Source organism: Streptomyces pactum, from assembly GCF_016031615.1.
Lineage (GTDB): Bacteria > Actinomycetota > Actinomycetes > Streptomycetales > Streptomycetaceae > Streptomyces > Streptomyces pactus.
Genome location: NZ_JACYXC010000002.1, coordinates 176132 through 190860, shown reverse-complemented (window position 1 = coordinate 190860; position 14729 = coordinate 176132). Strand labels below are relative to the sequence as shown.

The window sequence follows — 14729 nt, the reverse complement described above, 5'->3', positions numbered from 1 at the left end:
CGGGTGCGGTACACACCACCGTCCGGCGTGCCGGACGGGAGCGGGCCCGGGTGACGACGGACCGCTGACGTCCGGTCAGGGGCCGGCGCCGGGGCCGTCCTCCGGGGGCCCGGGCCGTTCCCCTTCCGCGCCGCCGTGGCCCCGGCCCTCCCCGCGCCGCTCCCGGCCCTCCGCGGTGGGGGTGCCGTCCGGCGGGGTGCCGGCGGTACGGTCCCCGTCGGCCGGCCGGCCCTCCCCCGCGCCCTGCTCCGTGTCCTGTTCCGCGTCCCGTTCCGCACCGTGGTCCGCGGCGCGGGTCCGGTGGCGCAGGACGGGCGCGGCGAGCAGGCCCAGCGCGGTGGCCGAGGCGACCGCGGCCAGGGTGATGCCCCAGGCGACCGGGCCGAGCGGGGTGCACCCGAAGAACCGGCTGACCCCCGGGGTCTGGATGACCGCGGCGAGCACGGCGGCCGAACCGACGCCCGCGGCGAGCACCTTGCGGTCGGTGCCCCCCGTGGTCAGGGTCTGCGCCAGCTGCGTCCCCACCAGGGCGGCGAGCGCCACCGTCCCGGCCCGCCGCCGCCCGCCGGTCAGCCGGGCCGCGCCCCAGGCCGCTCCGGCACCGCAGGCGGTGACCGCGCCGCGCAGCAGCATCTCCCCGGTGAGCGCGGTGCCCAGCGAGCGGTGCGGCCCCTCCCGCAGCAGCCGCTCACCGGCCTGTTCCCCCGGTTCCCGGGCGGCGATGGCCAGCGAGGGGGCGAGGTCGGTGAGGAGGTTCACCAGCATGATCTGACGGGCGTTCAGCGGCGTGCCACCGGTGAACGCCGCGGTCACCACGCCGAAGGCCACCTCGCCGAGGTTGCCGCCGACCAGGACGGCCAGCGCGGCCCGGACCGACGCCCACATCGCCCGGCCCTCCAGCAGGGCCGCCACGATCGTCTCCAGCCGGTCGTCGCTCACCACCAGGTCGGCGGCGGCCGTGGCGGCGGGGGTGCCGCGCCGGCCCAGCGCGATCCCCACGTCGGCGAGCCGGATGGCGGCGGCGTCGTTGGCCCCGTCGCCGGTCATCGCCACCACCCGGCCCATCCGCTGGTACGCCTGGACGATCCGGGACTTGTGGCGCGGGCTGCACCGGGCGATGACGTCCACCGTCGGCAGCAGCGCGTCCAGCTCCGTGTCGTCCAGCCCGTCCAGCTCCGGGCCGGTGCACACCGTCCGCTCGGCCGCGTCGCCGACGGTGGCGGCGATGGCCTCGGCGGTGGCCGGGTGGTCGCCGGTGAGCATCACGGTCTGCACCCCGGCCCGGTGCAGCCGGGCGGTGGCCGGTGCGGCGCTGGTGCGGACCGGGTCCGCCAGGGTGAGGAAGCCGAGGAAGACCAGGTCGCGCACGGCGTCGTCGGTGAGGTCCTCGTCCGGGGCCAGGGCGCGTTCGGCCACCGCCAGCACCCGGCGGCCGGCGCCGGCGAGTTCCTCGGCGCGGGCGGTCAGCTCCCGTGTCCCGGACTCCTCCAGCGGGGTGTCCGCGGCGTCCGGTCCGCGCCGGTACCGGCAGCGCTCCAGGACGTTCTCGGGCGCGCCCTTGACGCTCAGCAGCGGCCCGCGGGAGGTCCGGCCGGCGGTGGCGTGGTACGCCCGGGACGGTTCGAAGGGCAGCGAGCCGGTGCGCTGCCAGCGGGGCGCCCCCTGGCGGACCGGCACCCGGGCGCGGCGGGCGCCGGTGAGCACGGCCCGGTCCGTCTGGTGGGCCATCGGTTCGGACTGGCGGGCGGGCGGGGTGGCGCGCAGTGCGGCGGCGAGGACCGCCTTGCGCCGGGTGTCCAGCGCGTCGGCGGGCAGCGCGCCGTCGGTGTCGGCGACCGTGGCCAGCCGCAGCTCCCCCTCGGTGAGGGTGCCGGTCTTGTCGAAGCAGAGCACGTCGGAGCGGCCGAGCGCCTCGATGGTGCGGGGGTTGCGGACCAGCGCGCCGAGGTCCGCCAGCCGCCGGGCGGCGGCCAGTTGCGCCGCGTTGACCAGGAAGGGCAGCCCCTCGGGGACGGAGGCCACGGCGAGGTTGACCGCCGAGGAGAGGGTGTCGGCGAGCGGCCGGCGGTGCAGGAAGCCGGCGCCGACCACGGCGGCGGCCGAGGCCGCGGCGACCGGCAGGCTGGTCCGGGTCAGCGAGGTCAGCCGGGCCTCCACCCCGGTGGCCGGGCCGGCCTGGCGGGCGGTGGCGAGGCTGCGGCCCACCTCGGTGGCGGAGCCGGTGGCCACGACCACCGCCAGGCCCCGGCCCGCGGAGACCGTGGTGCCCTCGTAGAGCATGGAGCGGCGGCGGGAGAGTTCCGGGGCGACCACCGGTTCCGGGCCCTTGGCGACCGGCAGCGACTCGCCGGTCAGGGACGACTCGTCCACCTCCAGGCCCTCGGCCCGCAGCACCCGGCAGTCCGCGGGCACCACGTCCTCGGGGCGCAGCACGATGACGTCGCCCTGCACCAGGTCGCCGGCGGTGACCAGCCGTTCGGTGCCGTCGCGCCGTACCCGCGCGCCGATCGCGGAACGCTCGAACAGCTCGGCCAGCGCGCGTTCGGTCCGTACCCGCTGGACGCCGCCGACGAGCGCGGAGGTGCCGGTGATCGCGGCCACCAGGGCCGCGTCGGTGCGCGAGCCGACCGCGGCGGCCAGCGCCGCGCCGGCCGCCAGCACCGGGGTGAGCGGGTTGGCCAGCTCCTCGACGAACGCCGCGGGCACGGTGGTGGGCCGGGTCCGCTCACCGGTGGCCGCCGGGGAGCCGGCGCGCGCCGCCGCCTCCTGCGGGGACAGCCCGTCCTCGCCGGTGCCCAGCCGCTCCAGCACCCGCGGCACCGGCATCAGGTGCCAGGGGACGGTGACGACCGGCGGTGCCAGCGGGCGGGCCAGCAGCTGCCGGGCCCGCCAGTGCCCCAGGCAGAAGGCGACGGAACCGGCCGCGGTACCCATCGCGGCGCCGCGGGCGCACGCCTGCCGGGCCGGGGCCTGGGTGGCGGCGACCGCTCCCACACCGCTGCCGCCGGCGGCCAGGAAGGCGCTCTCCCGGTCCACCCCGGCGGCCGCCCCCACCGCGTCCACGATCAGCCCGGCCGCCTCCAGGTCCGAGCCGACCAGCAGGTGCGCGCCCCACGGCGGCGGTTCCCCGGGGCGGTGGACGCCGACGCCGCAGTCGGCCGCGCCCAGCGCCCGGCGGTTGCCGGAGACCAGCAGCACGACCGCGCCGTCGGCCTGGAGCCCGCGTACCGACGCCACCAGCCGGCCGCCGGCCGGGACGGCCGCGTCGGCGAAGGAGAATCCGTGGCCGGCGTCACCCGCGACCACCACCCGGGCGCCGGCCCGGCGTGCCGCGGCGGCGACCGCCTCGCCGCCCGGGGCGGTGCGGGCGGCGAGGCCGGCGACCGCCTGGAGGCGGCCGTCACGGGCCAGTCCCAGTTCCCGCTCGCTGCCCCGGCGCCGCAGCGCTTCCGCCGCCCGCCGGCCTGGGCCGCCCGGCCGCGACCCGTCCAGGGGTGCCAGCGTCCAGCCGTCCGCCCGCTGCGGGCGCAGGGGGTCGTCCGGGTCGAAGAGCGCGAACAGCCGCTCGGCGGTCCGTTCCTCGTCGACGTCGCCGACCGGTTCCAGATCGACCGGCTCGTACCGGTCGGTGCGCAGCGCCGCCTCGTCCAGCACCACGGTGTCCACCTGGCCCAGGCGGCGCAGCGCGCCGCGGTCCATGGCCACCACGCCGCGCAGCGCCAGCGCCCGGCCCAGGGTGGTGGCGAAGCCCTCCCGTCCCCCGTGGTGCGCCTTCGGTACGCCGGCGAGGGCGACGGCCAGGCCCTTGCGGGGGCCCAGGAGCGGCGCGGCGGCCGCTCCCACGGCGGCGGAGACGGCCATCGACCGCTCGGCGTAGCGGGCGGCGCCGTCCGTCGGCGGCGGTCCGGGCCGCTCCACCACGATCGGGTCGGCGGCGGCGTCCGCGGGACCGCGCACCAGGTCCGGTTCCCGCTCCGCCCAGGTCCGCCGTTCCGCGGTCGCCTCCCGCCACTGGGCCACCCGCTGCACCAGGTCCAGGGCGAGGCCGCCGCCGCGGGTGGCCACCCCCTGGGCCAGCGCGCCGACCAGCGGCAGGACGGTCTCGGCCCGGTCGGTGCCGTCCGGCGCGGTGCCGGCCAGCCGGCGCAGCCGGGGGTGGCGCTCCAGGGCGGAGGTCACCGCCGCCACCTCGGCGGGCAGCTTCAGCCAGGGGGCGAGGCGGGTGACCACGGTGATGGCCAGGCCCGCGGTGTCCGCGGCCAGCACCGAGACGGTCCTGCGCGCCGGCGGGCCGTCGCCGGGGTGGTCCGGTTCGGGGCACCAGGCGTCGAAGTCCTCGGTGGCCGGGACGCCCTCGGCCTCGGCCTCGGCGCGCTCCACCAGCGCGAGCAGGTCGCCGGTGGCGGGCGGCGGTGAGGTGAGGGCCACCACCGCGCGCTCGGACGGGGCGTTCACCCGCGCCCAGGCCACCCCGGGGTGGCCCTCCAGTGCCCGTTCCACCCGCCGCGCCACGCGTTCCCCGCCGGCCCCGTGCACGCCGCGGACCTCGATGTGGAGGCGGCCCGGGCGCTGCCACACCCCGCGCCGGGGCAGCCCGGCGACCAGGCCGGCCACGGTCGCCGCGCCGCGAACCCCGGCGGCGACGCCGTACGCGACCGGCCCGAGCACGGCCGGGGCGGACAGGTGCAGTCCCGGAAGAGGTGACATGGGACCGCGGGTAACCACCGCCGCCGCGTTCAACCACCCGGCCGGTGGGGTGATGGCCGCCGGCCGACGTCCCTCGCCGGTGGCCGCGACCCGCCCTCGACCACCCGTGGCCATGGTTGGGGGCCTCGGTCCGGTCCCCGGTGGCCGGCGGGGGCGGCCGGGCGGCGGGCAGGTGCGGAACGTACCGAACCCGGCCGGGACCTTTCGGCGCCGCCGTCCGAGGGCGGCCCGGCCGAAAGGCGAACGGTCCCGGCGCGGCCGGTAGAAGCGGCCCGGCCGGATGACGTTCAGGCGAAGGCGGTCCAGCCGGCCGGGGGTGCGCCGCCGGGCCGCGGGCCGCGCGGCGGACGGACCGGGCGGGCGGACCGCACACGGGCCGGCGGGCGGACCGTCCGGAACGGCGGGGCGTGCCCCGGGCGCCGGGCGCCCGCCGGTCCGGGCGGTGGCCGGGGCGAGGACGGCGTCCGCGCCTGGACCGGCCCGCGTCCCCGGGCGCCAGGCGTCCGGGCAGCCCGCTGCCCGGACTACGGGGCTACACCGGCGGTGCGCCGCGGGGCGGTCCCGCGCTCGGCCGCACCGGGCGGTGCGCCTCGGCGCGGCCGCCTCCGGCCGGAGGCGGCCGGGGACGGCCCCGGGACGGGCCGTGGCCGGGCCGGAGCCTGCCCAGGACGGCCGTCGCGTGCGGAACGCCTCCGACGCCCCTCGGTACACTCGGAAGGAGGAATGCCCGGAATCTATCCGTACAGGGGATGTGAGACCCGTGGGCAGTTCCCACGCATCGCGCAGGCACACCTTCCCGGACGCCGCGAAGGCGGCGGCGGGCACCGGCCACTCCCCCACCACCGGTCCCGGGCAGGCCGCCCGGGGCCCGGGCCCCGGACCCGCCACGAAGGACACCGACCGGCCGGCATCGCGCACCGCCGACGCGTCCGGACAGCCGCGGGATAAGTCGCGGGACGGACGTCCCGGCGGCGCGGGTGGCGACCGGCGCACCGTGACCGTACCGGTGCCGTCGCTGGGCGCCGTGGCGGACGGCGCGCTGCACGCGGCGACCTTCCCGGTCGCCCTCGCCCGCCAGGTCCTCCCCGCCAAGAAGGGGCTCCCCCTCTACCTGGGGCTCGGCGTCCTCGGCGCGGCCGATGTGCTCGACTGGCCGGTGGCGTTCGGCATCGGGATCGGTTACGCGGTGCTGCGCGGCGACGGCCGGTCCGCCTCCGGTCGCGGGCCACGGGACACCGGCCGGGCGGAAGGCCCGGGGCCGGCCCCCGCCTGACCCTCGTTCCGGGCGCCGGTCGAGGCGGGGGCGTCGGGCCCACGCCCGGCCCGGTGTCCGGCGTACGCCTCGTGCGGAGCGGTCGGACAGGGGTGGCCCGCGGCCGACCGGGTCGTGGCGGGTGCCGTCGACCTCACCCCGGCACGCCTTCGCCGGCGCCGCGCGGCGCGGGCGAAGGCTCCTTCCGCCGGCCGCCGGCCGCCGGCCGCCCCGGATCCGCGCAGGCCGAAGGCGGAGACCGCCGCCCCCAGCACCACCATGGCCACCGGGACGACGAGCGCGGTGCGGTAGGCGTCCAGCACCGCGCCCGGCGAGCCGCCGGCACCCGGCGCGGCGACCCCGTACACGGCGGTCACCGCGGAGATCCCGACCGCCGAGCCGAACTGGGTGCAGGTGTACAGCAGTCCGCCGGCCAGGCCCTGCTCGTCCTCCGGCACGCCGTCGGTCGCCGCGATGGTGAGCGGACCGTAGGCGAGGGCGAAGGCGATGCCCGCGATGATCAGGGCCGGGAACATCGCCGCGTACGGCCGGCCCGCCCCGACCGGCAGGAAGAGCCCGTAGGCCACGACCGCCAGCAGAAAGCCGCCGAAGATCACCCGGCCGCCGCCGTAGCGGTTCACCAGGCGCGGGGTGAGGACGGGGGCCAGCACGGCGTCACAGCCCAGGGGGATCAGCGCGACAGCGGTCTGCAGCGCGGACCAGCCGCGCAACTCCTGCAGGTAGAGGGTGACGATGAACTGGAAGCCGAAGAACGCCCCCAGGAAGAGCAGCGCGGCGAGATCGGCCCGCACCATCGCCGCCCGGCGGAAGATCCCCAGCCGGACGAGCGGTGCCGTGGCGCGCCGTTCGATCGCGATGAACGCCGCCACCAGCGCCGACCCGGCGGCGAACGCGCCGAGGGCCGCCCCGGATCCGCCGCCACGGTGTTCGAGCCGGACGATGCCGTAGGCGAACAGCAGCATCGCGGCGGCGGCGCAGGCCGCGCCGGCCAGGTCGTAGCCGTGCCGTGGCGGCTCGGGGCGGGCCTCGGCCGGCAGCAGTGCGAGCGCCGCGAGCAGGATGGCGCCGGCCAGGAACGCCGGGGCGAAGAACACCCAGCGCCAGCCGATCCCGGTCAGCAGCCCGCCGATGACCAGGCCCAGCGAGAAGCCGCCGGCGCCGACCCCGGCGAAGACCAGCAGCGCCTTGTCGCGCCGCGGCCCCCGCGGGTACGAGGTCGTGATGATCGACAGGGCGGCGGGGGTCATGAACGCCGCCGCCACTCCGGTGACGAACCGGGCCACGACCAGCGTCCACCCCGTGGTCGCGAAGCCGCCCACCGTGGAGAAGACCAGGAAGACTCCGAGCCAGGTGAGGAACATCCGCCTTCTGCCCAGCAGATCGGCGGCGCGGCCGCCGAGCAGGGTGAAACCGGCGTAGCCGAGCACGTAGCCACTCATCACCCACGCCGCGGTGCCGGTGGACAGGCCGAGGTCGGCGCGGATGGTGGGAACGGCGACGGCCAGCATGGCGACGTCGCTCCCCTCAAGGAAGATCGTGCCGCACAGGACGAGCAGCAGGGCCCGGGCCCGCCGATCCGTGCGGGGCGCGGGAGCGGTGGACACCGGTGCCTTCCTCATCCCTCGTCCCCGCAGCCGCTCGGCCGCCTGTGGTTCACCGGTGCCGGGCCCGGTCCGCCGACCGGGCCGCGCGAGGCCGGTCCCGTCCCCCCGTCCGCACCTCGAACTATCCGTCCCGGAGCCTCCACAGTTGCCATGGCCGCGACCGTACCGAGCGGCCGGCGGCCCGGACCACACCTTTTTCCACCCGCCCCCGAGGGTGCGCCCCGGCCCCTGAGCGGCGGGGACGCGCGCGGCGGGGGTGGACGGGCCCGGGGCGACGCGGCCCGCCGACCGACGCGGCCGCCGGGCTCACCCCGCGTGCGACCGGACCGGACCATCGGGTGACGGGTGGCTCTCAAGCCGTTCCCAGCACGGGGAAGTCCGCACCCTTTTATACTGATCAGGCCGGTCTCAGCTGATGAATTCCTCAGCATGTGGCACGAGTTCATCCGAATGCCCTCAGGAAAGGAAGAAAGTGAGCACAAAGGCCGAAACGTTCGAGTTTCAGGTCGAGGCTCGTCAGCTCCTCCAACTGATGATCCACTCGATCTATTCGAACAAGGACGTCTTCCTGCGGGAGCTCATCTCCAACGCCTCCGACGCCCTGGACAAACTGCGGCTGGAAAAGCTGCGCGGCACCGAACTGCGGGCGGACACCTCCGATCTGCACATCGCGATCGAGGCCGACCGCGACCGGCGGACGCTCACCGTGCGGGACAACGGCATCGGCATGACGCACGAGGAGGTGGTGGACCTGATCGGGACCATCGCCAAGTCCGGGACCGCCAAGCTGCTCCAGGAGCTGAAGGAGGCCAAGGACTCGGCGGCCTCACAGGACCTGATCGGCCAGTTCGGCGTCGGTTTCTACTCCGGTTTCATGGTGGCCGACAAGGTCACCCTGGTGACCCGGCACGCCACCCAGACCAGCGGCACCCGCTGGGAGTCCGACGGCCAGGGCACGTACACCATCGAGACGGTCGAGGACGCCCCGCAGGGCACCGCGGTCACCCTGCACCTGAAGCCCGAGGACGCCGAGGACCGGCTCTTCGACTACACCTCGGACCACAAGATCCGGGAAATCGTCAAGCGGTACTCCGACTTCATCACCTGGCCCATCCGGATGGCCACCGGCAAGAAGGCGGCGGATTCCTCGGAGGCCGCCGGTGCGGAGAAGTCCGGGGACGGCGGGGAATCCCCGGACTCCGCCGCGAACGCGGATTCCGCGCCCGGGGCCGAGACCCTGAACTCGATGAAGGCGCTGTGGGCGCGTTCCCGGGAGGAGGTGTCCGACGACGAATACCACGAGTTCTACAAGCACATCAGCCACGACTGGAACGACCCGCTCGAAACCATCCGTATGCAGGCGGAGGGCACCTTCGAGTACCAGGCGCTGCTGTTCATCCCGTCCGTGGCCCCGCCGGACCTGTTCCTGCGGGAGCGCAAGCGCGGCGTCCAGCTGTACGTCAAGCGCGTCTTCATCATGGACGACTGCGAAGACCTCATGCCGGAGTACCTGCGCTTCGTCAAGGGTGTGGTGGACGCGCAGGACCTGTCGCTGAACGTCTCCCGGGAGACCCTGCAGCAGGACCGCCAGATCCAGCTGATGCGGCGACGGCTGGTGAAGAAGCTGCTGGCGACGGTGAAGGACATGATGTCCGGCGACGCCGAGCGCTACGCGACGTTCTGGAAGCAGTTCGGCCGGGCGGTGAAGGAGGGTCTGCTCGACGACTTCGAGAACCGCGACGCCATCCTGGAGATCTGCTCGTTCGCCTCGACGCACGACGCCGAGAAGCCGGTCACGCTGCGGCAGTACATCGACCGGATGAAGGACGGGCAGCAGCACATCTACTACATGACGGGTGAGTCGCGCACCGTCATCGAGAACTCCCCGCACATGGAGGCCTTCCGGGCCAAGGGGTACGAGGTGCTGCTGCTCACCGACCCGATCGACGAGATGTGGGTCGGTTCGGTGCCGGAGTTCGACGGCAAGGCGTTCCAGTCGATCGCCAAGGGACAGGTGGACCTCGACACCGAGGAGGAGAAGAAGGAGGTCGAGGCCGAGCGGGAGCGCCTGCAGAAGGAGTTCGGCGACCTGCTGTCGTGGATGACGACGGCGCTGGGCGAGAAGGTGAAGGAGGTGCGGCTGTCCTCCCGGCTGACCACCTCGCCCGCCTGCATCGTCGGTGACACCTACGACATGACGCCCGCCCTGGAGAACATGTTCCGGGCGATGGGCCAGGACATGCCGCAGGTCAAGCGCATCCTGGAGCTGAACCCCACGCACCCGCTGGTCACCGGGTTGCGCGAGGCCCACGCGTCGGGCGGTGAAACCGAGGCGCTGGCGGAGACCGCGGAGCTGCTGCACGGCATGGCGCTGCTCGCCGAGGGCGGTGAGCTGACCGACCCGCAGCGCTTCATCACGCTGCTGGCCGACCGGCTGCAGCGCACGCTGTAGCGCCGTCCGGCCCCGGCGGCCGTGCCCGGTGGCCGTGGCCACCGGGCCGGCACAGACGGGGCCGGGGCACGCGGAGGGAAAGGCACGCGGGGCGGGGCCGGCACACCGGTCCCGCCCCGCGGTCGTGTGCGGACGCCGTCCGGGCCCCCGGGCCCGCGGCCCCGGTCCGCGGTCGTGGGCCGGGGGCACGTCCGGGCGGCACCGGCGGCCGGCCGGTCAGCCGGCGGCGGCCAGCTGGGTGGTCCGCCCCAGAGCGGCCGAGAACTGGTCGGTCACCTGGCCGAGCGCCTCGGCCGTGCCGGGGGCCAGGACCACCCCGCCGTCCGGCCCGGTCTCGATGTCCTTGTCCAGGGTGAACCAGCCCTGCACGATGTGCGCGGCCCCCATGGAGCTGAGCACCGGCCGCAGGGCGTAGTCGATGGCGAGCACATGGGCCGTGGTCCCGCCGGTGGCCAGCGGCAGCACCGTCTTGCCCGCGAGCGCGTACTGCGGGAGCACGTCGAGCAGGGACTTCAGCAGCCCGGAGTACGCGGCCTTGTACACCGGGGTGCCGACGACCACGCCGTCCGCCCGGGCGAACAGGGCGGTGGCCCGTTCGATGGCCGGGTGGGTGAAGTCGGCACCGAGCAGGGCCTCGGCGGGGAGGGTACGGACGTCGAGCGGGATCACCTCGTGCCCCTGCGCCACCAGCCGTGCGCTCAGGTGGCGCAGCAGCCGGGCGGTGCGGGAGGTGGCGGACGGGCTTCCGGAGACGGACAGGACGGTGGCCATGGCGGACCCTTCGGCGAACGGTGGTGGGGGTGGTGGTGCTGACGGAATCGGGGTCGGATCGCGGATCGGTACGGGATCGGTGCGCGGAGCGGGGCCGGGGACGCTGGTGACGGGGCCGGGAGGCGCCGGGGCGCCCGGCCGGGCGTGGCCCTCACCGGGCACCCGGCGTCCGGACGCCGGTGGTCAGCCGGCGGTGCGGTCGCCGGCGCGCTCGGCCGTTCGGTCGTCGGCGGTGCGGTGGGCGGTGGGCAGGTCGGTGGCGCGGTCGTCCCCCGGCGCCTCCTGCCACAGGGTGGTGGGCGCCGCGGCCCGGACGGCCGGGGCGATCTCCTCGGCGAAGCGCTGCAGCTGCTCGATCTGCTGCGGCAGGCCCAGGCCGGAGGAGTCCACGGTGATGGACTGCAGGTCGTGCCGGTAGACCTGGTGGTACCCGAGGATCTTGTCGATGATCTGCTGCGGGCTGCCGATGAGGTGGGGGCCGTGTTCGACCGCCTCCTCCACGGTGCGGAACGGCGTGTTGTAGCCGGGTCTGCCCTCCAGGTGCGGGCGGTGGCTCTGGCGGACCCGGGCCTCGTAGAAGTCCCGGAAGAGCGCCACCGCCTGCCGGGTGGTGTCGGCGATGAACAGGCCCCCGGACCCGGCGCCCACGTACGCGGTGCGCAGGTCGTGCCCGTACGCCTCGAAGCGTTCCCGGTAGTGGGCGATGAGCCGGGCGTACGCCTCGCGGGGCTGGACGGCGTTGGCGCTGAAGAGCGGGTCGCCGTGGCGGGCGGCCAGCTCCGGTGAGGCGAGGCTGGTGGCCGAGCCGTGCCAGACGCGCGGCGGCCGGCCGCCGTACGGCCGGGGCACGGTGGTGACGTCCTTCAGCGGCGGGCGGAACCGGCCGGTCCAGCTGACGTTCTCCTCCCGCCACAGCCGGCGCAGCAGTTCGTACTTCTCGGCCTGGTACTCCCACTGGAGGGATTCGTCGAGGCCGAACAGGTCGAAGTGGCCCGCCTCGGCGCCCTTGCCGATGACCAGTTCCAGGCGGCCGCGGGAGAGCTGGTCGACGGTGGCGTAGTCCTCGGCGACCCGGACCGGGTCCAGGACGGCCACCACGGTGACGCCGGTGAGCAGGCGGATGCGGCTGGTCCGGGCGGCGAGCGCGCCCAGCAGCACGGTGGGGGCGGAGGAGAGGAAGGGGCCGGCGTGCCGCTCCCCCACGGCGTAGCCGTCGAAGCCCAGCTGTTCGGCGGCGACCCCGGTATCCACGACCTCCGCGAGCCGGTCGGCGGCCGGGGCCAGCTCCCCGGTGAGCGGGTGCGGGGCGTGGCCGACGATGGTCAGCACCTGGAACCTCATGCCGTCACCTCCTCATCGGGCAGCGGTCGCGGCGCGGGCAGGCCCAGGTGGTGGCGGAGGGTGGGGCCCTGGTACTCGGTGCGGAAGACGCCACGCTCCTGGAGCAGCGGCACCACCCGGTCCACGAAGTCGTCGAGGCCGCCCGGCGTGAGGTGGGGCACGAGGATGAAGCCGTCGGCGACATCGGTCCGCACCGCCTCGTCGATCGCGGCGGCCACCGTGGCGGGCGAGCCGACGAACGCCTGGCGGGCGGTGAGTTCGACAGCCAGCTCCCGGATGGACAGCTTCTTCTCCTCGGCCACCGCGCGCCACCGGGAGGCGATGCCGAACCGGTCGCCGGAGTGGGCCCAGCCGCGGACCACGTCGCTGTCCGGGACGGGGTCGATGTCCGGCAGCGGGCCGTCGGGGTCGTACCCGGACAGGTCCCGGCCCCAGACGTTCTCCAGCAGGGCGATGGCGGTCTGCGGGCCGACCTGCTGGTGGCGGATGGCGACGGCGCGCTCCTCGGCGTCGGCGTCGGTGTCGCCGAGCACGAAGCCGGCGGCGGGCATGATCTTCAGGTCGTCCGGGCCGCGGCCGTACTTCCGCAGCCGGCGCCGGACGTCGGCGTGGAAGGCGCGGCCGGCCTCCGGGGTGCTGTGGCGGCTGAAGATGATGTCGGCGTGCCGGGCGGCGAACTCGCGGCCCTCGTCGGAGTCCCCGGCCTGGATGACCACCGGGTGGCCCTGGGGCGGGCGGGGCAGGGTGCTGCGGGCGGTGATGTCGAACTGCGGTCCGGTGTGGGTGAGGGTACGCGGCGGCTCCGCGGGGGGCCAGGAGTCCCACAGCGCGCGGGCGAGCTGGACGAACTCGGCGGCGCGGGTGTAGCGGTCGGCGTGGTCGAGGTAGCCGCCGCGGCGGAAGTTCTCGCCGGTGAAGGCGTCGGAGCTGGTGACGACGTTCCAGGCGGCGCGTCCGCCGGACAGGTGGTCGAGGGTGGCGAAGCGGCGGGCGAGTTCGTACGGCTCGTTGAAGGTGGTGTTGACGGTCGCGGCCAGGCCGAGGTGGTCGGTGACGGCGGCGAGGGCGGCGAGGACCGTCAGCGACTCGGGGCGGCCCACCACGTCCAGGTCGTGGATGTGGCCCTTGCGCTCGCGCAGCCGCAGCCCCTCGGCGAGGAAGAAGAAGTCGAACCTGCCGCGTTCGGCGGTGCGCGCCAGGTGCCGGAAGGAGCTGAAGTCGATCTGGCTGCCGGACTCCGGGTCGGTCCAGACGGTGGTGTTGTTCACCCCGGGGAAGTGGGCGGCGAGGTGGACCTGTTTGCGGGGGCGGTGCTGTGGTGTCATCGGACCGTCTTCGTGGTGTAGCGGTTGGCGGGGCGGGGCAGGCCGAGGTGGTCGCGCAGGGTGCGGCCGGTGTAGCCGGTGCGGAACAGGCCGCGTGCGCGCAGTGCGGGCACCAGGTGGCGGACCACCGCGCCGAGATCGGCGACGGGGTCGGCGGGCAGCAGGTGGAAGCCGTCGGCGCCGGTGGCCTCCCGCCAGTCGGCGAGCCGGCCGGCGAGTTCGCCCGGGGTGCCGGTGTGGCGCAGCGCCGGGGCGCCGGCGGGGCGGCCGGCGACGGGCCGGCCCGGGTGGCCGGACCCGTCGGGGCCGGTGAGTGCGATGGCGACCCGGAGCAGCACCCGCGGCTGTGCGGGTTCCCGGCCCGCCGCGGCGGCGCGGTCGCGCAGTTCGCGCAGGGCGGTGCGCGCCCGGTCCGGGTCGTCCGCGGCGAGCAGCACGATGTCCGCGTGGCGGGCGGCGAAGGTGCGGCGGGCCGGTGGCCCGGCCGGGTCCCAGACCACCGCGACCGGTGGCCGGCCCTGCGGCGGCCGGGGCACGATGGCCGGTCCGCGCACCGAGAAGTACCGGCCGTGGAAGTCGATGTGGTGGAGCCGGTCGCGGTCGATGAAGCGGCCGGTGGCGGCGTCGCGGATCTCCGCGTCGTCCTCCCAGCTGTCCCACAGCCGGGCCGCGACCTCGGCGGCGTCCGCCGCCTCGGCCCACAGTTCGGCCGGGGGCGCCACCGGGCGGCGCCCGATGGCGCGGGCCTCGGCCTCGGTGGTGGAGACCTCGGCCAGCCAGCCGGCCCGGCCCTCGCTGACGAAGTCGAGGGTGGCGAGGGCGGAGGAGACGTGGAACGGCTCGGTGTGGGTGGTGGTGACGGTGGGGACGAGTCCGATCCGGTGGGTGTCCGGGGCGACCCGGGCGAGCACGGCCACCGCATCGGGCCGTCCCGGGTGGCCCTCGGGCGGCGGGGCGAGGGAGTCGTCGAGGGTGACGAAGTCCAGCGCGCCCTGTTCGGCGAGGGCGGCCAGGGCGGTCCAGTGGCCGGCGGCCGGCGGGTCGGCCCGGCCGGCGGCGGAGGGGCCGGCCTGGCGGGGCCGGGTGCCCGGCGGCGTCGAGCGCGGCGGCGAGGTGGAGTTCGGGGGGCATGGCCTCGTGTCCTGGGGGTTCGGTGCGGCGGGGGTCGGGGGCGGACGGCCGGCGGAGGGTTCACGCCGCGCGGCCGGCCGGCGGGTGGGGGTACGGGGGGTGTCGGCGGGTGGGGGGTAGGGGGT

The 14729-nt window shown here is 76.2% G+C and carries 7 protein-coding genes and 1 pseudogene; 2 read left to right on the top strand and 6 right to left on the bottom strand.

The window, feature by feature from the left end; genetic code table 11:
- Positions 1-75: 75 nt before the first annotated feature.
- Positions 76-4707 (bottom strand): cation-translocating P-type ATPase, encoded by a 4632-nt coding sequence (locus IHE55_RS29215; RefSeq protein WP_197992424.1) that lies wholly within the window; start codon positions 4705-4707, stop codon positions 76-78.
- Between the two features lie 760 nt (positions 4708-5467).
- Between IHE55_RS29215 and IHE55_RS29210 the strand changes: the two genes are divergently transcribed.
- Positions 5468-5980 carry a hypothetical protein gene (locus IHE55_RS29210; protein ID WP_197992423.1) on the top strand — a complete coding sequence of 171 codons (513 nt, stop codon included), beginning with the start codon at positions 5468-5470 and terminating at the stop codon, positions 5978-5980.
- Here the strand turns inward: IHE55_RS29210 and IHE55_RS29205 are convergent.
- Positions 5887-7584 (bottom strand): MFS transporter, encoded by a 1698-nt coding sequence (locus tag IHE55_RS29205; RefSeq protein WP_307826933.1) that lies wholly within the window; start codon positions 7582-7584, stop codon positions 5887-5889. The two genes, IHE55_RS29210 and IHE55_RS29205, sit on opposite strands and share 94 nt — an antisense overlap.
- A 532-nt stretch (positions 7585-8116) precedes the next feature.
- Here IHE55_RS29205 and htpG point away from each other — a divergent pair.
- Complete coding sequence (gene htpG, locus IHE55_RS29200; protein WP_232267015.1) at positions 8117-10036, top strand: molecular chaperone HtpG; 1920 nt, start codon at positions 8117-8119, stop codon at positions 10034-10036.
- Positions 10037-10252: 216 nt separating this feature from the next.
- On the opposite strand, the gene ssuE is transcribed toward htpG, so the two are convergent.
- From ssuE to IHE55_RS29180, 4 genes and pseudogenes are all read right to left on the bottom strand, one after another.
- Positions 10253-10807, bottom strand: coding sequence for an NADPH-dependent FMN reductase (gene ssuE, locus IHE55_RS29195; RefSeq protein WP_197992420.1), 555 nt, complete (start codon positions 10805-10807; stop codon positions 10253-10255).
- Positions 10808-10990: 183 nt separating this feature from the next.
- On the bottom strand, positions 10991-12148 hold the full coding sequence (locus IHE55_RS29190; RefSeq protein ID WP_197992419.1) for an LLM class flavin-dependent oxidoreductase: 1158 nt from the start codon (positions 12146-12148) through the stop codon (positions 10991-10993).
- A complete protein-coding gene (locus tag IHE55_RS29185) occupies positions 12145-13473 on the bottom strand; it encodes an NtaA/DmoA family FMN-dependent monooxygenase (protein WP_197992418.1) in 1329 nt (442 codons plus the stop codon). The genes IHE55_RS29190 and IHE55_RS29185 overlap by 4 nt, the downstream gene beginning before the upstream one ends.
- A pseudogene (locus IHE55_RS29180) lies at positions 13470-14564 on the bottom strand (LLM class flavin-dependent oxidoreductase); the annotation flags it as partial. The gene IHE55_RS29185 and the pseudogene IHE55_RS29180, both read right to left, overlap by 4 nt.
- Positions 14565-14729 lie beyond the last annotated feature (165 nt).